Below are 19,412 nucleotides of genomic sequence, written 5' to 3' on the forward strand. Positions count from 1 at the left end.
ACTGGTTTGCCGGACACACGCATACGGCGATGGATGCCAATATTCAAGGCTGCCGCGTGGTCATCAACCCCTTGGGCTATCCCAACGAAATTGGGCGCAACGGTTATCGGGACGGGTGCTTGATTGAAGTGTAGCGCTTGTTTGGAAGAATTTCAGGCAGCCTGATGCTGAAAATAGAGACTACCTGAAAAGAATGTTGCAATAGCCGTCCAGCCTCCGATAGCCGGTCAGTTTGGCGATTTGCTCGTTGATCAAGCGCTGCTCGTAATAGCCGTCGCCGAGGCGTTTGTGGGTGTAGTCGGGGTCTTGCCCGAGACCGCGCAGCATATAGTCGCTGCCCAGCCAGCTGCGATAGTCGGTGAAGGCAGGATCGGTTTCAATCAGCCAGCCGGCACGGCCGGGATTGATTTTGAACAGGCTGCCGTTGGGTAAACGGGTGTCGGCGGCCACGCTGTGGATCTGCGGCAGGCGGCCGGCAGCATCGTTCACGGCAGTCGGATTCGGGGCGGCGTTGTCGGCCTGCGCCTGCGGTGCCGGCACGTTGGCTGCCTGCTGTTCGACCGTACCGATCGGATGGGTAAACGGCCGGTGGCGGATACCGATGATGTCATGCATATCGCCACCACCTTCTGCCAGTTTTGACTATCAGCCCTAGCCTGTATCCGTTTCGGGTGGAGGAACAAAGGCTACCTGAAAATTTTCAGGTAGCCTGTTCGGATCCAAACAGGGTTGGAGGGGGTGGGATGATAGGCTGCTAAGAGCATTCGCTGAAGAATAACATGAGAGGGATTTTTTTCAGGTAGCCCTAAGTCGGAAGATAAAGGCTACCTGAAAAAAATAGACGCAATGAGCAATACAAAGAGGCTGGCTGAAAACGGCAGGCTTCAAATATTCGGCATGGAATACCCATGGCTTCGCCTAACGGCAACATCAACCAGACAAAGGCTACCTGAAAAGTGTATTGTATAGTGAATTAAATTTAAACCAGTACAGTGTTGGCTCGCCTTGCCGTAACGTGTGTACTGTCTGCGACTCGCCGCCTTGCCCTGATTTAAATTTAATTCACTATAATGAGGGAAGATTGTCCGCGTGCAACACCTTACGGGTGTTCTGTCTACCCTATATTTGCTACCGCTTTGGATGGTTCGCATACCAAGCAAATCAGATAGAAAGGCTACCTGAAAAAATTTCAGGTAGCCTTTTTCCAGTTGATGCTGCTTACACTACTGCAATCCAAGTATCGGCTTGAAGGTGTGCTGGATGGCGAGGAAGTCATCGAAGGAGAGCAAGGGGTTGTCGTTGAAGATGATGTACACCCCGTCGGCCAGCGGGCGCACATCGGGTACTTTCCCTGCAAGGCGGCGGATGACTTCGTCGCGGTTGTAGCCTAAGGCGGTTTGGCACAAATCACCATCCCAATAGCAGGCGGGGCTGAGGGTGTAGATGTTGTTGCGGCCGTTGGGGGTGATGCCACGGGCCCTTAGATCGTTGTAGGTGGGAACTAGGGAAATAGGAGAACCATCTTCACCATAGAGTAGGCGATTCGCCAGGCCGATATCCCTCTTCATAATAAATCGTTTGATGGAGAAAATCCAATAACAGTGGTTAGATGAAATTTTGCTTGATTAAAATCTATTAAATCAAAAAATAGTTTGGCAATTCATCAGTAGGCGTATCCATAAGAACAATATCAAGCCATTGTTTAAATTCATTCATGGTAATTGCCTGACTAAACAAACAGGATAAGGCAAACCCTAAATCTTTGCTGTTGTCTTTATATATCATCCATTTCATTTTACTTTCCTTTTATCAGATACCCAAGGCAGCCTGCACTCTATTGGGATATGTGCAGGCTGCTTTTGGAGCAAGTTGGCCGTGATATTGAACGCCCGGCTCAAATCTCAACAAAAGGAAAGAACTTCTTGAAACGTTCCAATATTTGGGGATTGCTTTGCAAGGCCTTTAATGCAACCAATTTGCTAACAGATACGTCATAACCTGCACCATAATCAGGTCTTCTAGTATACGCAATGCCATATACGGCTTTTCTTTCTTGTTTTGATAAAACAGTAGATAAAGAAAATCCAAGAATCTTATATATATCTAATTTAATGTTGTTTGAGTCTAATATATCAAATATATAGCCTGGAATATCGTCAATCGGATTATCACGTATAACTATTTCCAACCATGATTTAAACTCAGACACACTAATAGCACCAATGGAAAGACAGTCCATAGCAAAGCTCAAGTCTTGATTGTTATCTTTTATAATATTCCACATGACTTTAATTTTTTTATTTCCCGAATTTAAGGGCAGCCTGCACCCTATTCGGGTAAGTGCAGGCTGCTTTTGGAAGAGCATTCAGGCAATAAGTATCCAAACCCAAACGTTTGCTTGCTCAAATCTCAACAAAAGGAAAGAACTTCTTGAAACGTTCCAATATTTGAGGATCGTTTTGCAAGGCTTTTAATGCTGTTTCTTCTTTTGCCAACATATCGGTTAAAGACCGCACCTTTCTGATGTATGCAATTCCTTCTAGTGCATATTTTTCATAACGGGAAAGGCTGCTATGTGGGACATAACTCATATTCTTAAATATATCAAATACATCTCCATCTATCAAATCAAAAAAATAATTTGGCAATTCTTCAGTAGGCGTATCCATTAACACAATCTCAAGCCATTTCTTAAATTCATCCGCGGTAATTGCCCCTTTAAAAAAGCAGGATATAGCAAACCCTAAATCTTCACTGTTTTCCTTGTGAATTTTCCATTTCATTTTATTTTCCTTTTATCCTACATACCCAAAGCAGCCTGCACCTTATTCGGGTAAGTGCAGGCTGCTTTTGGAAGAGCATTCAGGCAATAAGTATCCAAACCCAAACGTTTGCTTGCTCAAATCTCAACAAAAGGAAAGAATTTCTTAAAACGTTCCAATATTTGTGGATTGTTTTGCAAAGCCTTTAATGCTGTTTCTTCTTTGACCACCATATCGATTAAAGGCCGTACCTTTCTGATATACGCAATGCCTTCTAATGCATATTTTTCATAGCGGGACAGATTGCTACCTGGAGTATAACCTATGTCATTGGCAAAATGATCCTGATCTGCATCCACCAAATTAAAAAAATAATTTGGCAATTCTTCAGTAGGCGTATCCATTAACACAATATCAAGCCATTTTTTTAGCTCTTCTATCGTGATCGCTTGATAGTCAAGGCACGCAAGCGCGAATCCTAAATCTCGACTGTTTTCTTTATAAATAGCCCATTTCATTTTACTTTCCTTTATGTATTGCATCGCCACCAATGTGACCAACTTTGTGTTTACCCTCACGCACTAACTGCATCCTCCCCCTATCTTGGTGATGATGCCAAGTGTGGTCTGGAATTTTGCTCCTTCCGCTTTGAATCGCTTTTAGCTGCTCGGGTGAGAATTGTGAACGGCTTATTTTTCCAGAATTGATTTGTTCGCGCAAATCCCGCGTTGCCATCCGCATCTGTCCTCTGCGGTTAGTTGCATAAAACGCTTTCTGATCAAGGCGGGTATCGTATTTGGCAATATCGTCAAAAATGGGGAATCCTTTATTGTCAAAAACCACGCCGCTATCAGGATGTTTTCTGCCCGCATATCTCACATTGGGTGCATTGGCTGGCGGAACGGTTGTGGATGTCACGTTTCCCCGGCCATATTTCGCTTCCAATTCCGCCCTGATGGTGCGCGAATTATACGGTATATCACTGCCGGACCTTTGTGCCGCCACATTCGGAGAAGGTTTGTCCGCACCCCGGTTATTGCTGATTTTCCGTGGCTGCTCCGGATTGTAGTTCCGGTTGTTTTTGCCGATGGCATTATCGGGATACCGGACACGTCTTCTTATTAGATGATAATCTCAGCATCCTGAAGAACAAATTGCAGTAGACTCTCCGCATTAATGCCGATGAACTGCAAAAAACTGGAAAGGGGAAGGAACGTGTACCAGTACGCATGGTGGAGCCTCTCGTCGAAATCAAGCTGATGCGGATATACAAACTCTTTCAGGTACGAGAAAAGCAATCTGCCGCAGGACAAGTGCTGATAGATGTTAAAAATTTTGGACGTGTATACGGAGAGGTTACAAAAAAGATTCATTTTATTTTGACATCAGTGGCTAGGGATGGGCGCTCTGATTTTTCAATTATCAGTATGTATCAAACGGGTCGATGCCGTTATTTTTACAGTCAAGATAAAGATGGTTTGGAGATAAAAACGTATCTTGAAAGGCTCTTTGCCGAAGAATCAGACATATTCATCGGTGTATCTCCAGAAGATGACTTTTTAAACATTCTCTCTTTCGAAGGGAAGAAGGAGGTATTATCAGAGAAAGTAAGGCTAAAAAATGTAGCCCATGTAAAAAATCTTGGATTGGTTAAAGAGTCATCAGCAATAAATTCTTTGGAGACTTTGCTGTCATTAGAGGAGGGAAAGTAGCAAGGTAAACAAAACTTGGCAGCCGGTACAGAAAAATTCCAATCATGGTTTGCTGGGCCGGTGTACTAGGGTCCGGGTTAGAAAAATTTTACTCAAGTTCGAATCACCTTTATTTTTCACGCAGTGCTCTACTACGGCCTGTATAGAAATAAAAAGATGAAGGGCTGGTCTGCAAAGAATTATTTATCATTGGAGGAAGAGACTCTGAAAAAATATGAGCGATATATGAAGATTTCGGAAAAATTTTCTCGGGAGGTAAAACTTTTATTGTTTTACCTCCAGAATTTTTTGAAATTATAGGTCTGGGAAAAGTGGAGCTATGATGTGTCCTAGAGATTGCTTTTTTTGTTTAAAGCGCATACTTATATTTATATATAATACCTATTATAAGAATATATATATCATATATAGTATATATACATTGGTGATTTTGGAATTTTGGATTGGTTTTCTTCCATCGGGTTTGACGCGACGGCCTTCGGGTTGGCGAGACGGGATTCAGTATGAAGCCCGTCGGCATACTCTGAGCTCGGTCTCAACCGAACGAGGGCGAAGCTGACTTTATGTCATCGGGTTTGACTCGATGGCCTTCGGGTTGGTAGGTGGGCTGATGATAAAAAGGGAAATGGTCGAGTACGCCGACATGGAGATGTATGCAAGTTGGCGGAAGGGGTGTTATGTTTGCCGAAGCAATAAATTCATTCTCTGCTGTGTCAATGACCAAAGGGGACTAACCAAATTAACGCCTGAGCAGATTCGCGAGATGTATCTGTCCACCCGATAGTAAAAAGGCCACCCAATCTCAGGGCGGCTTGTTTTATTTAGATGGGAGTTTAGTTAATATCGGTTCCACCAATAGTCGTCAGGGTTGTAGTTGGGGTCCGGGATACCGATGGTGTTTTGGCAGGGCGGGGCTGAATATTTCTGGCTGAGCGTAGTAGGTTATGGGAAGGATTTTTGATGCCTTGCGCTGCCGCCAAGACCGCATTTATGTCTCCGTGAGTAGAGCGCAATATCCGTTGCGGTTCTGTTGAGCGTGCTTGAAGCAGAGAGGCCTGCGTACTGTGCTCCATGAGCTCTCACCCCTTAGCGCTATCTGAACCCCGTCAAAAACCCTCTGCAGCTGCGAAAGAGCATGTTCTGGTTTCAGCAGTGGTTCGGATGTGCCTTTGTCGGTCAGCTTGCCTAACTGGAAAGAGCGGTTCTTTTTTAGTCGGGTTAGCGTATCTGTAAGCATCATCATCAGCTACTTCCTGTTGTTCCCGCTGATTGCTCAATGCTGTTAACTCTTCACGCACCTTTTGTACCGCCGGAGAATCTACCGTGTCATCTAGCCCGATCCCTATTGTTGATGACCTGCCCAACAGCCAAAACGAGCGGCGCATCACCCCCGAGGACTATGTCCGCCTGTATAACAAGGGGTGTATATGATGGAGGCTGTTTCGCGGTGCAGCCTACGGCATCATTGCCACACAAAATAAGATGTATTGCGCAAAAATCCAGTTTAAATTAAGATTATGTCTTAAGTTAAACTGGATTTTGTTATGTATTACCCACGTCACCTGCAATCCGTCCTGCAAAAGCTGTCCGCCCAATTTCCCGCCGTGTTGCTGACCGGTGCGCGGCAGGTCGGTAAATCTACGCTGCTTCAGCACATTGCGCCCGAATACGGATACCTTACCTTAGACGATCCCTTGCTACTCGACCAAGCCGAAAACGAGCCGCAACTGTTTTTATTGAACCACACGCCGCCGCTGATTGTGGACGAAGTCCAATATGCCCCCGAGCTGTTCCCCCTGCTGAAAATGGATATAGACCGGCGCAAGCAGAACGGCCTGTACCTGCTGTCCGGTTCTCAGGCTTTTGAGTTGATGCAAAATGTCAGCGAAAGCCTGGCCGGGCGCATTGCGGTATTGAAATTAAACGGATTGTCGTGGCGCGAAATGCGCGGCGATGATTTTCAGACGGCCTTTGTGCCGGACGAAGGCTATTTGGCTGACCGGAAACCGGTATTCAGTTTGCCCGAACACGAAAATATCTGGCAGATTATCCACCGCGGCGATATGCCGCGCTTATACGAGCAACCCGCAACCGACTGGCAGGTTTACTATGCCTCGTATGTCGCCACCTATATCGAACGCGACGTGCGCCAATTGGTCAATGTAGGCAGCAGCGGCGATTTCACTCGGTTCATGATTGCTATTGCCGCCCGCAGCGGGGAATTATTGAATTACAGCAGCGTGGCCCAGGAAATCGGCGTATCGGTGGATACTGTCAAGCGTTGGCTCACCGTGCTGCAAACATCGGGCATCGTCTATCTGCTGCAACCCTATGGCAACAACCACCTTAAACGCGCCATCAAAACCCCGAAAGTCTATATGCTGAACACCGGCCTGATGGCCTACCTGACCAAATGGCTGACGCCGGAAACCATTCAAAACGGAGCCAAGAGCGGGCAGTTTTTTGAAACTTTTGTCGTGGGCGAAATCATCAAATCCTTCCACAACCAAGGCCAAGAACCGCCGATTTATTTTTACCGCGACACCAATCAAAAAGAAATCGACCTACTGATCGAACACCAGCAGATGCTGTACCCCGTTGAAATCAAAGCCACCGCCAATCCCAATAAAAAAATGGCCGCCGCTTTCAACCTGCTGCGCAACACGTTGCCGGCAAACGAATTGGGCATCGCCCACGGCACGATCATCAACCAGTACCCGCAAAAAATCTGGTTGGCGGAGAATTTGGTTGCCGTGCCTGCGGCCTATGTTTGAGGCTACCTGAAACTATTTTCGAGCTAACGCTTTATCCTTCTTTTTACGACACCCTCGGCGGAGACTTCCTCATTTTCTGTTGTTGAGCCGATGAAATAATCTTGGTCATAGCGGTAAAACAGTTCGTCCAGAATCCGCATCGGGTTGGTCATGCGGTCATCTCGCAGGTGTAACAGATCCCGTTCGCGCAGGACGTACAGCTCATGCCCTTTGGCCATGCGGAAATATTGCCATAAACTCATTACCTGCAAAGGCGGCAGGCCATCATCTGCGGCATCACTGACATACAGCCCGTACAGCTGCAACAGGGTGGTCAAGGCCATCATCGCTTTATTATTGTCCGAACCGGAATATTGTCTCCATTGTGCTAGCTTAGCTTTGGCAATTCGCGGAATGACGCGCACATACTCGATGTTTTTTTCGGGGTGTGCGGTGGTTTTGGGTGCCAGTGCTTCAGGCAAACCGGATCCGGGCAATACTGTCTGCCAAGCTTCACCCCAAACCGGTTTTTGTTTCGCCTGCGCGTATTCTTCCAGCCGGATATATATTTCTATAGCCATGCGGACGGCTTCTTCAAATGAATAATCCCAAGTCCGTTCATCAGTTTGCACGGCTATGCCCGCAGCGGGATCGTATTGCTGTAGTCGTTCTGTTGCTTCCAGTTGGCAGGCACTTGCCCACATGTTTACCACGCGGTACAAAGTTAGGGGTAGCCGTAAGGCCAAATCTTCCCATTCTTCAGTTTCTTCTGCTGTATTTTCAGGTAGCCCGACCGGATAAAACACGGCGGGGAAAAAACGTCCTCCGTATGCAGGCTGGCTGAAAACAACTTGCGGCCTGTTGCCCAAACATAATTCGATCTTGCCCAGCTGTGATTCTGGTGCTGCCAGGATCTTGAAAGCGTCTGCTATTTCCTGCCCATCAAGATCGTAGAACACAAAGCCGGCATGCTGCAAAAATAACACGATCGCAAAATTGATAAACACACTGGAACTGACATTGTAGCCGCTCATGCGCCGCCAGCAGGTTAATGCCGCCCCCACTTCCTGCTTCAAGTTTCCATTGGAAAAACGGCAGGTAAAACGGAAACTGTTCCAGCCGTTGATGACGGGGGCATCTATAAAATTAAATGTGTTGTCATAAAATTGGTACTGTTCAGCCGTTTTGGCGATGGCAGCCTCCACGGCCCAGGTGACGCAGTCGTTCATGGTAATGACCAAGCCATCTGAATTGTATACGCCAAGCAGATCGGCCGCCTTCTGCAGGCAGACCCTCAGGATCTCGTTTAACAGGATCTGCTCACTCCACTCTTCCTCCATGGTGGCAGCCGCCTTCTCGGCCTTCGCTGCCTTGCGCATTTTTCGGGCAGACCAAGCTGCCAAATGCGCTGAGTCAAATACAACTAATTCTTTCTCTGATTCTTTTTGTTCAATCATTTTCCAAGAGTCATCTACGGATAACAGAACTGATTCTACTGTAAGTATCTGTACTAAACAAAATCATCTAATAGGATTTGTAGAATCCCACCAATAATACTCATAAATTAAACTTGAAAAACATTAATTGACAAACTAAAGCATTTTTGATATTTTCTCTACAGGTAATTCTTAGATAAACTTATTTACAGATTATTCAAGGAGCCACCATGGCCTTCTCTAACGATATCCGGGTTGACGCCATTGTGGCCACCCATGAAGAAATGCAGGAGATGTTTGCACCAGCTGAATCGAATGCATTGAATCATCATGGTTCTGATGGTTCTGGTCGGAGCAACCGCCGAGGAATCGAAGATCAGCCAGCTGATCCCTTTCCAACAATCTGCTTGGTGGATGAGGAGCAACAACCGTCTCTGCGGCAGTTGATCACGCGATGTGGCCAACAAAAGGGCGTCTTTGCCCATAAAGCCATGTTGCAAAAATTGGTAAAGCCCAAGAAGTTGGTTTTATTTAAAAATATTGAGTATGTACTGGCGAAATTGAATTCGTTGGCACAGAAAATGCCGAATTTCAAAGAAGTGATTTTGGATGTGCAGGCACAAGTCGTGCTGCAGGGAAGGATAGGGCAAGCCTTGGCCTGCCAGCCGATGATATTGGTTGGCGATCCGGGAACGGGCAAAAGTCATTTTGTCAGCGAGTTGGCTGTGGCTTTGGGTTTGCCCCTCTTCGAGAAATCGTTTGAAAACGTGACCACCGGTGCGGCCTTAAGCGGGACGAGCAGCAAATGGGCCAACGGCGCACCAGGTGCGGTGGTGCAGAGAATGTCGGATAGCGATACCGCCAATCTCCTGTTTTTTATTGATGAAATCGAAAAAGCTGTGAAAGACGAGCGCTATCCTTCCCCTTTAAATGTACTGCACTCGCTGTGGGAATCGGAAACTGCCCGAAAATTTCACGATGATTTCCTAGAACTGCCGATTAATGCTGCTTATATCAACTGGATTGCGGCGGCAAACAGTTTGAACCGCATTCCGGCCAGTATCCTGTCTCGGGCAACCGTCTATCACATCGCATTGCCGACAACGGAACAAATGCACCGGATGATTGATGGTTTTTATGCCTCCTACCGTGCCGAATACCGGATGGAACATTGCACCCCGGCTAAATTGAATGACGAAGTGGTTCGTGCTTTGGCAAAGGAGTCGCCACGTGATGCCAAAAAAAGGCTGGGCCTGGCTCTGGCTCGGGCGTTTTTGGCGAATAGTCAATATGCCGAAATTAGGTTACATCATCTGCCGTTGCTATATGGCAATGTGTCACAGACAGAGGATGAATGCGTATCCATTACCGGCCTGCTCCATTAAGGAGGCGCTACATCATCATAGGCGGGTGTTGCTCTTCCAGTTTGGCACAGAACTCTTCCAGTACAAGGCTGGGGTTCAGCTCCAGTGCTTGGCAGTATCTCACAAACTCGGCAATGTCTAAGCGCCGCTCACCCGTTTCAACCTTCCCGATAAACGACAAAATGACCCCCATGCGTTCTGCCAACATTTTTTGGGTCAAATTCAGCTCCAAACGGCGGCCGACTAAGGTTTGCCGCAGCCATGCCATTTCGGGGGAATAAAGGGAGGGACGCATTCTTTTCATAGGAAAATCATAGTGCATTGCTCAATATTCCCAAATTTGGGATAATAGGATAATGCAGGTTGTTAACCTATAACTTTGAACTTGAGCCTACCCTTCAGGCTATCTGATAACTGTTTGATTTTTTACGGGAGAGCGTTTGATGAAGAAGTCGATATGCCTATTACCTTTAGTGAGCTTGTTGACCGCGTGCGGTGGCGAGCCGAGCAATAGCGACATTAAAAGAGCGCTGGCGAAAACCTTGGCTGCACAGATGAATATTTATTCGACGGCAGATCAGATGACGGGCGGTGACACCAATCTATCCGAAATCGCGGAAAAGATACAAAGCAACCTGTCTGTCAGCAAAGCAGGAAGCTGCGCGAAGGCCGATACGGAAGGGAAGCGCTTTGAGTGCCCGATCAGCTACGAAATCGGCGAATATGAAATCAACGGGATGAAAGTACCTGCCAATACCGGTTCGATTACCATTGTGCTGGTTCGCACCGATTCAGGCTGGACAGCATATTAAACACTGCCAACTGTTTTTTTCTTTTTAACTTTCCCATAAGGAGCATGGTCATGACGACTGAAAACCAAAACAATACCTCCATCACAAACACATCCAACACCGGCAACGGCATCAGCAAACGCTTGGTGGCGGCCTTGTTGGCCATATTTTTGGGCTGTTTGGGCGTACATAAATTTTATTTGGGCATCAACAAAGTAGGTTTGATTTATCTGCTGGTTAGCATACTGGGATCTTTTTTGTTAATCCCAATACTCGTGATCAGCGTGTTAAGCCTGATTGACGGCATCAAATACCTGATGTGCAGCGATGAAGAGTTTGAGCGTGTGTACGTACAGGGTAAAAAGGCTTGGTTTTAAGTCCTCATCTTGATATTAAGGCTACCTGAAAATTATGAGGTAGCCTGAGAAGCTCTTTCCCACCTATATTAATTAGAGAGAAAATCATGAAACGTAACCCCTTATTGACTGTGAGCGCATGCAGCTTATTGCTGGCTGCCTGTACCGCCGCAGATATAGATAACTTTTTTATGGGCATGGGTGGTGCACTGAGTACCAACAACGGTAGTACGGCCTCACAATGCGCCAAATCCGATTTGAATATAAAGCTGGGCCGGCCAAGTTGGCGGTATGTAGGCCGTTTTGTAGGCGGTTCGGCGGGGGTAGATAAAAGTTATGATGCTAACTCTATACGTATTGTCGATAATAATCCTAATATCATAGCGGTTAGAATGAAAGATCAATATGTAGTACCGGTAAACAGTAGCTCGGGAACTAAGATAGATAGAGAAGAATATATTGACGTATATTATTGTAAAGAAAGGAGTTATGAGGTTGTTCGTCAGAGGAGTTTTTATAGAAATAGATTAGTAAGCACACGTAATGCAGGTACTAAAATCAATAATTCGGATTTACGCAGCCCTTATTGGGGATACTCAAACAACCCCAGTTGCGGGGCCCGGATGAGATATGGAGCGATTACTGAAAAAATGCTTCATATACTCTGTGACAGTTGAGTTTACTTTTATTCTTCAGGTAGTGGCCAATTTCTACTACACCTCATTCAAATGGAGCCCAATTATGCAAAAAACCATCCTTTCCACCATGCTGCTCACCACCGCCTTGGCCGCTCAAGCTACGCCGCAAACCTGCGCCGTTCCGCTGCAATCACTGACTATCGAAGGATTGAAGCTCGACGAACCGGTTAGCTCCTTCCAACGCCGTTTCCCGCAAGCCCGCCGACATGCCAGCAATTCGCAATCCGGGCAGTTTGACGCCGAGCCCGGGCAGCTCCGCCTCTCGCCCGATGTACAATCTGTGGCATATATCAACTATGCACGCGGTCAAATCAGCGCCTTCTCGCTCGTTTATGACGATCTCGAAACATCTGTTGCCGGTCTTGCCCGTGCATGGACGGGGCGTTATGGTTTACCCAAAACAGGTTGGCAAAGAGGTCGGCAGCAATATGTTTACCGCTGTCGCGATTACCAACTGACGATTAAACAGGATTTCGGCATGGGGCGTGGTACAATGGGCGCGACATTAACGCTACAACGCCGTTAAGCTTTATCGTCAGCTACACAGAATTCCGCTTCCTATATGGAAGCGGATTTTTTCAGGTAACCTGTATGGGCTGCCATACCTGCGGTTATTTAAAAATCACGCCATATCGATACTCAAGGAGGGAACTATGCCCGACATCCCTGCCAACCCCATCTCATCTGAACGTTCCCACGACTGCACCATATTGGCGGATTGGACCTTCACGCGCTACCACACGCCCGGCAAATCCGAGTATGCCGTGGTGTACGGCACAGTCGCCCAAGATGGTTCGGGACGCTTTGCCGCAGGCGGCCGAATCCGCACCTCGCCCGTTACCCAATGGTCGGCACCGCTGGCACATACGCACAACTCGGTGTATTGCCTGCCGGAAGGTGCAGGCTGCTTTTGCGACCTGCCCGCAACCTTGCAGCCTGCCATAGACAGTTTGGGTATTGACCCTGCAGAAGCGGCCGTTATCCTGCAAAACACCTTCATGCAGCCTGCACATGCCTTGCCTGAAACCGCCTGTTTCGGCGTTCCGGTGATGCGGCCGGTAGGGCAGAGAGATTTTCCGGTCATCATGGAACATCACATCGCTGCATTACCGTTCTACCCGTTTTGGCGGGACAGCAGCATCGGTTCCGCCCAAAGTCTGATAGACGGGCAAGCCACCGTTTTTCTGCATGATTGGAACGCGTTCTGCCGCCGATTTGTCCGTACCGGTAAACACCGCTGCCAAACCAGCCACACAGGCAATCAAGCGGAAGACGGCCAATGCAGCTATTTCGGCCTGCCGATTGTGTATACGCCAGAACAGGATAATGCCCCTGCCGTATCGGAAGCCGACATCGCCAAACTACCGTTTTACACCTATTGGCACACCGCCTGCGCTTCCGCTGTACACTCGTTGGCAGACGGCACGCACGTTGTGCCCCTTGCCGATTGGGAAGCCTTCTGCCGACGGTTGGTATTGACCGGCAGATAGGCAGGCAAAAAGTGCAGGCTGCTTTTTATCGCGCCAACCCCATTTCAGACGGCCTCTAAAGCAGCCTGCACCTTATTTTTCATTGTCAGATGACCAGAAACCGAGTATCCCATGCCTCAAACCTATTTTACCGCCGACTGGCACTTCTCCCATCCCAACATCGCCCGATACTGCCCGCAATTCCGCCTGCAAAGCGATAACGCCGACGAGCTGAACGAATACCTGATCGACTGCTGGAACCGCGTCGTTACCCCGCAAGACACTGTGTACAACCTCGGCGATGTCTGCTTTGCCAAAAAGCCCGCACACATCGAAGCCGTGCTGCAACGGCTTAACGGGCAACACCATTTGATCTACGGCAACCACGACTACCTGATTCGGCAAAACGAAGCACATTTCCTCAACACGCGCAAAGCCGACGGCAATCCGTTACTCTCGTCCGCCAGCCATTACCTGCGGCTCAAACTGCCCGAAATCAGTAATACCGCGATTTTGTGCCACTATCCTTTATACGAATGGGACGGCATCCACCACGGCCTATACCACCTCTACGGCCATCTGCACGACCGCATGGCCGCCGTCAAAGGACGCGCCCTCAATGTCGGCTGGGATATGCACGGCCGTTTCCTGACCGCACAGGATATTGACAGCTTCCTGCGCGACCTCCCTGCCGTGCAGTATTTCGACGACAAGCAAAACGTTATTGTCGGCAACAGCACGGAAGATGCGGCTGCAAAAATTCGGGCGAGATTGGCAGCATTGAATGAATGAGCTTTTATTTTAGAGATGAATTTTCAGGTAGCCTTGAATGGTGTAGGCTACCTGAAAAACAGTCGGCAAAACAAAAGGACGGGTTTTCAATCCATCCTTTCCGCATCAGCAATACCGCCAAGTGTCCCGCATAAAATGAATGATCTCGTTTAACGGCACAGGCGAAAGCGTAAACAGCTTGTCCCCTTCCTGCTGCTCCACTTCCAGAATCAACATACAGCCTTCCGACAACTTGCCCTGTCGGTCAAATTCCAATTCTTTGATTTTGACCGACCGGGTGATACCGTTGTCCGCCAAGTTCTGCCGGTATGCCTCGCCCGTGTGCCCGTAAAAATGGTAGGCAAACGCCAGCTGGTCCAGCACATCGGCAATCTCTTCCGCGCCGTAACCGCTTTGGCTGTCGGCGGGCTGGTCGTGCGTTATCAACACATCGGGGTCGTGTTTGTTTTTCAGGCAGTCTTTAATAAAGCGGCGCAAGGTTTGCCGTTCATACTCCTGAATAAATTCACCGTGCGGCCGCTGTTTCCTATCGCCAATGCGCCCGATGCCGAGAATTTCCAACTGCTCGCCATTCTTCTGCAACACAAACGGTTCGCCCGTCTTCAGCACCCAAACGCGCTGATAAACATCAATCGGAAAAGCAGCCTGCACGCTTTGCCGTTCCAGTTCATCTAAAAATTCATGGTCTTCATGATTGCCGCGTACGCAGAGCATATTGAGGTTGAGCCGGTCGAGGAATTGCGCGATTGGCGGCTTGGCGTGCACAAAATCATTCATAAAGCCCAATTCGTCGCGGTCTCTCGCCGCATGACGCAGCGTGGCCTTGTCCATACGGCACTTATCCGGGAATGCGCCCATATCGCCGCATTGGACAATTAAGTCTATGGATTTGCCGGTGGTTTGCTGGTAGTGGTGCGCCAGCTTGAAGGGGAGCAGGAATCTGCCGTGGATGTCGGCGAACAGGGCAAGGCGGATCATGGGAACGGTTGCAATTGAGTGATGGAAATAAAATGCAGAGATGGCGTGTCGGTCAATCGGAAAAATATTGGGGCTGTCCTAGATAACTAGGGAAATTCAATTCAAGTTAGAATTTAGACGGGCTGTTCATTTTTTGGATTTACCTGCAGGCTTCGTGTAGAGGTCGGCCGGGGTTGACTGCCTCCGTTTACTGTTGTGGCCGACTATGCGGCCGTTTGGGGGTGAGCTCGCTGCCATCTTGGTGGCTGGAGTCGGTTTTGTACTGAAAATGCGGTTGAAGGCACGGTCACTTGGCATTATCCCAAAAATGCGACTGCTGCGGCGGTATTATTTATTCAGCAGTTCACTGGTGTCGAGGATATCCCCGTCTCGGCTGACAGCAAGCTGGCTGCCATGTCGTCTGAATACTTGGGAGCTGATGATGTTGACACTAATTTCACCAGCAGTCGTTTAATACTACAACAAAGATAAAAGGAAATTTGGAATGAAAAACTATCCCAAATGTCCTTTTAGCCAAAAATTTACAAAGTAATACCGTTGTCCACTACCAATACTTGCCCTATCGTGCCATCGGACTCGTCAGAGGCAAAGAACAAAATTGCCTGTGCCTGCTGGATAGCAGGAGTATGTGGCAAGCCCATATTCATGTGTTTGGCGCATTGCTCAGCGAATTCATCGAAGGTGGCGAGTTTTTCCGGTGTGTTAAGCGGAGTGGGGGTAGGGCCTGGACAAACTGCATTGCAGCGTATGCCTTTGCCCGCAAACTGGATGGCAATATTTTTGGTCATACCAAGCAGTGCACTTTTGGCAGCTGAATAGGAAATGCCTGCTGAACCGAATACACCGCCGATGGAAGACACGTTTACAATCGACCCTTTTGTCATATGCTCCAATGCTGCCTTGGTTAGATAGAATACAGAGGTTTGATCGGTAAGGATAACCTCGTCCCACCATGCGGTGCTGCATTTGGTAATTGGCATATGTTTGTCGGCGATGCCTGCGTTGTTTACCAAAATATCGATGCGGCCAAAGTTTTTTACAGTTTCTTCAATTAGATGGCGGCAGTCAGCTTCAATAGTCACGTCGGCGGGAACAATGGCACATTTACCACCGGCAGCACGAATTTCAGCTTCCACATTTGCCAATTTCTCCTTGCTGCGGGCAGTCAAGATGACCGTAGCACCTTCGCGGGCAAATAGTTTGGCGGTTTCTTCGCCGATACCAGAACTAGAACCAGTAACAATAGCAATTTTGTCTTTCAATCTCATGATATTTCCTTTATCTATAAGTAATTTAATATGAAAATTATTGTTCTTTAACCGGAGTTAGATCGGTCATCCAAATCAGTACCAAGGTTATTGCGCCGATAGCAATCAGCAACATATACGCACCGGTATAACCGCCAAAAATAGTCAGCCCGAATGCTAAGATGGAGAAAGCACAACAGCGCACTACCGATTGCACGGGGTGGACAATACCTAAAGCCTTAATATATGCAGCACGCGGAAATTTAGTGGAGACGAAAGCAGTGCTGTAATTGGTAGCGCCGGGTAGTGCTAAGCCAATCATGGCCAACGAAAGCAGCAGGACGGTGGAGTTATTAGTAATATTCAAGCCGATGGCCACCATCCACCAAACGGTGTAAATCAGCAGAGCGTTTTTAATACCGACTTTGTTATTCAACCAGCCCCAGCCATATGCACCAAACGTACCAAACAGGGCAGACGCGCTCATATAGAAAATTGCTTTTTCCATTGGGAAACCAAGCTCTAACAGGCGCGGTACCATCTGGCTAACTACGCCAACCAACATAATGTAAATCATGCCGGTAGACACACCCATAAGCCAAATATCTTTCATTTTCATCAATTGGCCATTGGTCAGACTGCTGGCTTTTGGTGCAGGTTCGGCAGATACCGGAGCAGGCTCGTTATCAGGCAGCAGCCCCACATCTTCAGGTCTGTTGGCAATCAGCAAACCAACTACCAAGGCCAAAGCCACCATAATCACCGACATAATCCAAAAGCCGTGTGGTACGGTAAACATGGCAAACGATGCAGCCAACACCGGCACGAAAAACGCGCTGGAAAAAGTTTGACCGAAGGTAATAAATCCTAGAGCCAAGGCCTGTTTGCGTACAAACCAGTTTGCTACGAGCCCTGTGCCGCCCACATAAGCCGCACCAGTACCAAAAAAGCTCACTCCTGCAAACAACAGCGCAAAGCTCAAGATGGAATTGGCGTAACCTAACAGGCCAAAACATATGGCACAGGCCAGGCAGGAAAGTACTATATTAAATTTCAACCCCTTTTTCTCAATTGCCCACGAGAAAATCGGTGCAGCGGGAATGGCTGCCCATGAGGCAGGGGTGACATAAAACAGCAGTTCTTTGTAATCCAGGTTATAAAGTTTGGACAATTCTGGTAGGCTTACGTTCAGGCCGTGTGTACAGGCACCAGCCATCACCCAAAACATACATGCCTGCATGAGGATGACTGTCCAGCCCTGTTTGCCGAAATTGAGGCTGGGTTTGGCTTCGGTATTCATGATGCAGCTTCCGTATAAATAGCAGTATTTGAAAAATACCAACTGAAAACGGGGTGCCCATTATTGAGCTAACCCCGTTATTTTGCTCAATCAGAAGAGCGATAATCTCAGCAAGGTAAATAACTTACTTGATCTCGTCCTCTTCTTGGCCACCATTCAAGCGCGGACGAATTACTTTGCCTTTCTTCTCGGCAGCGATTACCAGAGCAGCTTCTTCTTTGGCCTGATCCCAGAAACTGGCTTCGTGCGGAGAGTGTTCGGTGGCAGTTACGAACATTTCAGTGGCGAAAGAACTGCGCAGTTCTTTGGCGATGTCTTCTTTCCAAGGCTGACGCAAAATCTGGGTAGTGATGCGGCGGGTTACACGGGTACCAGTTTGCATAATCAGGTCGGCGATTTCCCAAGCGCGTTTGTAGGCAGCTTCGGTGTCGGTGCAGATCTCGTTGATCATGCCCAGTTTCAGTGCCTTGCGGGCAGTGATGATTTCACCAGTCAGCTCTGCATAGGCGAAGCGTTTGCGACCCATCAGTTCACGCCAAGCGATTTGTACGCCGTCACCGGGCACCATGTTGGTACGGAAGTGCATTTCAGTGGTCCAAGCATCTTCGGTAGCGAGGGTGATGTCGCTGAACAGTACCAAGTCAGAGTGGAAGGTGGCGCCGGTCCATACGCCGATGGTGGGCACCTCGACGTCGAAAATCTGGCCTTCAATGTCGTTGGTGTCGTCGTAGTATTGGTATTCGTACATACGCCAAGACACATCAGGATCGGAGGCAAACTCGATAGCGGGCTGCCATTCGCCTTTTTCATTGGTGCGGCCGATGCCTTTGAAGGTATCCGGGCCGATACCGCCCAAAATGATGACTTCATTATCGGGATCGCGGCCGGCCCAGTTGAAGAAATAGTGTAGGCCTTGATGCAGCTCAGCACTCCATTGCACGGGGCCGCCGTTGGTATGCATACGGGCTTCCAAAATGCCGCGTTCGCGTTTCATTTGGATGCAGCCTTTCAGAATTTCGGAATACTCCTCAAAGGGCATATGAGGAATGGTTTTCAGCTCTTTGTGGGACAGTTCTTTGCGTTTGCCGGAATCGTTTTCGTAGTTGCCTTTAATAGCCATGATATTGCTCCTAAAACAGGGTGGGAAAAGAAACGGGTTTCAGCAAACCAACACACAAAATGGCGTTGCGCTGAAAGTGGCGGCAGATTAACGCCCGCCCCTTGCGGCTGTGAAATTCTATTTCGGTTTTTTGTTATGCTATATAAGAATACATTTTTATAAACAATATGTTAATCATGATTGTTAGATGAATACCTGCCGATTTACACAAATTTAAAGGCTACCTGAAACCAGATTCAGGTAGCCTTTTTCAGCTTGGTTGTGCCCATGCCTTTAGTCGATACTCAAAAGCGATTATGTTTCACACAGAGCAGCACAATCTATAGTCAATTAAAATCAAAATAGGACAGTAACGCATCGTCAAATCGGGCGTAATCAGACAATACGGTTCGAAGATACCGCTTAATATTCGCCCACACCTTCTCAATCGGGTTGAGTTCGGGTGAATAAGGTGCAAGAGGCAATACCTTATGTCCCAATTTTTCTGCCATTTCCCGTAAGACACCCATACGGTGAAATCGTGCATTATCTAAAATAATCACCGATTTTTGAGTCAATGCGGGCAGTAGGCATTGCTGAAACCACGCTTCAAAAAAGACTCCGGTCATCGTATTTTGATAAACCATCGGAGCAA

The 19,412-nt window shown here is 47.8% G+C and carries 21 protein-coding genes and 2 pseudogenes; 9 read left to right on the forward strand and 14 right to left on the reverse strand.

Annotation, left to right across the window (positions count from 1 at the left end):
- Positions 1-195: 195 nt before the first annotated feature.
- The 7 genes and pseudogenes from A7Q00_RS14270 to A7Q00_RS01525 form a co-directional block, all read right to left on the reverse strand.
- Positions 196-390: pseudogene (locus tag A7Q00_RS14270) on the reverse strand (hypothetical protein); the annotation flags it as partial.
- 833 nt (positions 391-1,223) lie between these two features.
- Positions 1,224-1,568, reverse strand: coding sequence for a hypothetical protein (locus A7Q00_RS01505; RefSeq protein WP_064088887.1), 345 nt, complete (start codon positions 1,566-1,568; stop codon positions 1,224-1,226).
- Positions 1,569-1,635: 67 nt separating this feature from the next.
- Positions 1,636-1,794 carry a hypothetical protein gene (locus A7Q00_RS13210; protein WP_153717365.1) on the reverse strand — a complete coding sequence of 53 codons (159 nt, stop codon included), beginning with the start codon at positions 1,792-1,794 and terminating at the stop codon, positions 1,636-1,638.
- Between the two features lie 100 nt (positions 1,795-1,894).
- Positions 1,895-2,284 (reverse strand): hypothetical protein, encoded by a 390-nt coding sequence (locus A7Q00_RS01510; RefSeq protein ID WP_064088901.1) that lies wholly within the window; start codon positions 2,282-2,284, stop codon positions 1,895-1,897.
- Between the two features lie 118 nt (positions 2,285-2,402).
- Positions 2,403-2,783, reverse strand: a complete 381-nt coding sequence (locus tag A7Q00_RS01515) for a hypothetical protein (RefSeq protein WP_064088888.1) — start codon at positions 2,781-2,783, stop codon at positions 2,403-2,405.
- Between the two features lie 116 nt (positions 2,784-2,899).
- On the reverse strand, positions 2,900-3,280 hold the full coding sequence (locus tag A7Q00_RS01520; RefSeq protein WP_064088889.1) for a hypothetical protein: 381 nt from the start codon (positions 3,278-3,280) through the stop codon (positions 2,900-2,902).
- 1 nt (position 3,281) lies between these two features.
- The gene (locus A7Q00_RS01525; RefSeq protein ID WP_342668402.1) at positions 3,282-3,767 is read right to left on the reverse strand and encodes an HNH endonuclease; all 486 of its coding nucleotides are present in this window, start codon (positions 3,765-3,767) and stop codon (positions 3,282-3,284) included.
- Positions 3,768-3,991: 224 nt separating this feature from the next.
- Here A7Q00_RS01525 and A7Q00_RS01530 point away from each other — a divergent pair, with 224 nt between their 5' ends.
- The gene (locus A7Q00_RS01530; protein WP_064088890.1) at positions 3,992-4,474 is read left to right on the forward strand and encodes a hypothetical protein; all 483 of its coding nucleotides are present in this window, start codon (positions 3,992-3,994) and stop codon (positions 4,472-4,474) included.
- A gap of 1,544 nt (positions 4,475-6,018) precedes the next feature.
- Positions 6,019-7,248 carry an ATP-binding protein gene (locus A7Q00_RS01540; protein ID WP_064088892.1) on the forward strand — a complete coding sequence of 410 codons (1,230 nt, stop codon included), beginning with the start codon at positions 6,019-6,021 and terminating at the stop codon, positions 7,246-7,248.
- A gap of 23 nt (positions 7,249-7,271) precedes the next feature.
- Here A7Q00_RS01540 and A7Q00_RS01545 read toward each other — a convergent pair whose 3' ends face one another.
- Positions 7,272-8,684: a hypothetical protein gene (locus A7Q00_RS01545; protein WP_064088893.1), complete on the reverse strand. Its 1,413-nt coding sequence runs from the start codon at positions 8,682-8,684 to the stop codon at positions 7,272-7,274.
- A gap of 209 nt (positions 8,685-8,893) precedes the next feature.
- Between A7Q00_RS01545 and A7Q00_RS01550 the strand changes: the two genes are divergently transcribed.
- Complete coding sequence (locus tag A7Q00_RS01550; RefSeq protein ID WP_064088894.1) at positions 8,894-10,048, forward strand: AAA family ATPase; 1,155 nt, start codon at positions 8,894-8,896, stop codon at positions 10,046-10,048.
- Positions 10,049-10,055: 7 nt separating this feature from the next.
- On the opposite strand, the gene A7Q00_RS01555 is transcribed toward A7Q00_RS01550, so the two are convergent.
- Positions 10,056-10,331, reverse strand: a complete 276-nt coding sequence (locus A7Q00_RS01555) for a helix-turn-helix domain-containing protein (RefSeq protein WP_035573502.1) — start codon at positions 10,329-10,331, stop codon at positions 10,056-10,058.
- Positions 10,332-10,470: 139 nt separating this feature from the next.
- Here A7Q00_RS01555 and A7Q00_RS01560 point away from each other — a divergent pair, with 139 nt between their 5' ends.
- The 6 genes from A7Q00_RS01560 (at position 10,471) to A7Q00_RS01580 (ending at position 14,133) form a co-directional block, all read left to right on the forward strand.
- A complete protein-coding gene (locus tag A7Q00_RS01560; protein WP_064088895.1) occupies positions 10,471-10,839 on the forward strand; it encodes a hypothetical protein in 369 nt (122 codons plus the stop codon).
- A gap of 50 nt (positions 10,840-10,889) precedes the next feature.
- Positions 10,890-11,195, forward strand: coding sequence for a TM2 domain-containing protein (locus A7Q00_RS01565; RefSeq protein ID WP_082887696.1), 306 nt, complete (start codon positions 10,890-10,892; stop codon positions 11,193-11,195).
- Positions 11,196-11,281: 86 nt separating this feature from the next.
- Positions 11,282-11,851 carry a hypothetical protein gene (locus A7Q00_RS13215; protein ID WP_156503684.1) on the forward strand — a complete coding sequence of 190 codons (570 nt, stop codon included), beginning with the start codon at positions 11,282-11,284 and terminating at the stop codon, positions 11,849-11,851.
- Between the two features lie 64 nt (positions 11,852-11,915).
- Positions 11,916-12,398 (forward strand): hypothetical protein, encoded by a 483-nt coding sequence (locus A7Q00_RS01570; RefSeq protein WP_156503685.1) that lies wholly within the window; start codon positions 11,916-11,918, stop codon positions 12,396-12,398.
- 127 nt (positions 12,399-12,525) lie between these two features.
- Positions 12,526-13,362: a hypothetical protein gene (locus tag A7Q00_RS01575; RefSeq protein ID WP_245637501.1), complete on the forward strand. Its 837-nt coding sequence runs from the start codon at positions 12,526-12,528 to the stop codon at positions 13,360-13,362.
- A gap of 111 nt (positions 13,363-13,473) precedes the next feature.
- Entirely contained in the window at positions 13,474-14,133 is a 660-nt protein-coding gene (locus A7Q00_RS01580) for a hypothetical protein (RefSeq protein ID WP_064088897.1), read from the forward strand.
- Positions 14,134-14,238: 105 nt separating this feature from the next.
- Here the strand turns inward: A7Q00_RS01580 and A7Q00_RS01585 are convergent, their stop codons facing one another.
- The 5 genes and pseudogenes from A7Q00_RS01585 to A7Q00_RS01605 form a co-directional block, all read right to left on the reverse strand.
- Complete coding sequence (locus A7Q00_RS01585; RefSeq protein WP_082887697.1) at positions 14,239-15,111, reverse strand: metallophosphoesterase family protein; 873 nt, start codon at positions 15,109-15,111, stop codon at positions 14,239-14,241.
- Positions 15,112-15,632: 521 nt separating this feature from the next.
- Positions 15,633-16,379 (reverse strand): SDR family NAD(P)-dependent oxidoreductase, encoded by a 747-nt coding sequence (locus tag A7Q00_RS01590; RefSeq protein ID WP_064088898.1) that lies wholly within the window; start codon positions 16,377-16,379, stop codon positions 15,633-15,635.
- A 37-nt stretch (positions 16,380-16,416) separates the two neighbouring features.
- Positions 16,417-17,658, reverse strand: a complete 1,242-nt coding sequence (locus tag A7Q00_RS01595; protein ID WP_064088899.1) for an MFS transporter — start codon at positions 17,656-17,658, stop codon at positions 16,417-16,419.
- Between the two features lie 124 nt (positions 17,659-17,782).
- On the reverse strand, positions 17,783-18,778 hold the full coding sequence (locus A7Q00_RS01600; RefSeq protein WP_064088900.1) for an enoyl-CoA hydratase/isomerase family protein: 996 nt from the start codon (positions 18,776-18,778) through the stop codon (positions 17,783-17,785).
- A gap of 326 nt (positions 18,779-19,104) precedes the next feature.
- Positions 19,105-19,412, reverse strand: a pseudogene (locus tag A7Q00_RS01605) (IS630 family transposase); the annotation flags it as partial.

It is taken from the genome of Eikenella halliae (assembly GCF_001648475.1).
Lineage (GTDB): Bacteria > Pseudomonadota > Gammaproteobacteria > Burkholderiales > Neisseriaceae > Eikenella > Eikenella halliae.

Bases quoted from the DNA above. Each gene is read 5' to 3' on its own strand.
- A7Q00_RS01505 (WP_064088887.1), bottom strand. From the start codon at position 1,568: ATGAAGAGGGATATCGGCCTGGCGAATCGCCTACTCTATGGTGAAGAT.
- A7Q00_RS13210 (WP_153717365.1), bottom strand. From the start codon at position 1,794: ATGAAATGGATGATATATAAAGACAACAGCAAAGATTTAGGGTTTGCC.
- A7Q00_RS01510 (WP_064088901.1), bottom strand. From the start codon at position 2,284: ATGTGGAATATTATAAAAGATAACAATCAAGACTTGAGCTTTGCTATG.
- A7Q00_RS01515 (WP_064088888.1), bottom strand. From the start codon at position 2,783: ATGAAATGGAAAATTCACAAGGAAAACAGTGAAGATTTAGGGTTTGCT.
- A7Q00_RS01520 (WP_064088889.1), bottom strand. From the start codon at position 3,280: ATGAAATGGGCTATTTATAAAGAAAACAGTCGAGATTTAGGATTCGCG.
- A7Q00_RS01530 (WP_064088890.1), top strand. From the start codon at position 3,992: ATGGTGGAGCCTCTCGTCGAAATCAAGCTGATGCGGATATACAAACTC.
- A7Q00_RS01540 (WP_064088892.1), top strand. From the start codon at position 6,019: ATGTATTACCCACGTCACCTGCAATCCGTCCTGCAAAAGCTGTCCGCC.
- A7Q00_RS01545 (WP_064088893.1), bottom strand. From the start codon at position 8,684: ATGATTGAACAAAAAGAATCAGAGAAAGAATTAGTTGTATTTGACTCA.
- A7Q00_RS01550 (WP_064088894.1), top strand. From the start codon at position 8,894: ATGGCCTTCTCTAACGATATCCGGGTTGACGCCATTGTGGCCACCCAT.
- A7Q00_RS01555 (WP_035573502.1), bottom strand. From the start codon at position 10,331: ATGAAAAGAATGCGTCCCTCCCTTTATTCCCCCGAAATGGCATGGCTG.
- A7Q00_RS01560 (WP_064088895.1), top strand. From the start codon at position 10,471: ATGAAGAAGTCGATATGCCTATTACCTTTAGTGAGCTTGTTGACCGCG.
- A7Q00_RS01565 (WP_082887696.1), top strand. From the start codon at position 10,890: ATGACGACTGAAAACCAAAACAATACCTCCATCACAAACACATCCAAC.
- A7Q00_RS13215 (WP_156503684.1), top strand. From the start codon at position 11,282: ATGAAACGTAACCCCTTATTGACTGTGAGCGCATGCAGCTTATTGCTG.
- A7Q00_RS01570 (WP_156503685.1), top strand. From the start codon at position 11,916: ATGCAAAAAACCATCCTTTCCACCATGCTGCTCACCACCGCCTTGGCC.
- A7Q00_RS01575 (WP_245637501.1), top strand. From the start codon at position 12,526: ATGCCCGACATCCCTGCCAACCCCATCTCATCTGAACGTTCCCACGAC.
- A7Q00_RS01580 (WP_064088897.1), top strand. From the start codon at position 13,474: ATGCCTCAAACCTATTTTACCGCCGACTGGCACTTCTCCCATCCCAAC.
- A7Q00_RS01585 (WP_082887697.1), bottom strand. From the start codon at position 15,111: ATGATCCGCCTTGCCCTGTTCGCCGACATCCACGGCAGATTCCTGCTC.
- A7Q00_RS01590 (WP_064088898.1), bottom strand. From the start codon at position 16,379: ATGAGATTGAAAGACAAAATTGCTATTGTTACTGGTTCTAGTTCTGGT.
- A7Q00_RS01595 (WP_064088899.1), bottom strand. From the start codon at position 17,658: ATGAATACCGAAGCCAAACCCAGCCTCAATTTCGGCAAACAGGGCTGG.
- A7Q00_RS01600 (WP_064088900.1), bottom strand. From the start codon at position 18,778: ATGGCTATTAAAGGCAACTACGAAAACGATTCCGGCAAACGCAAAGAA.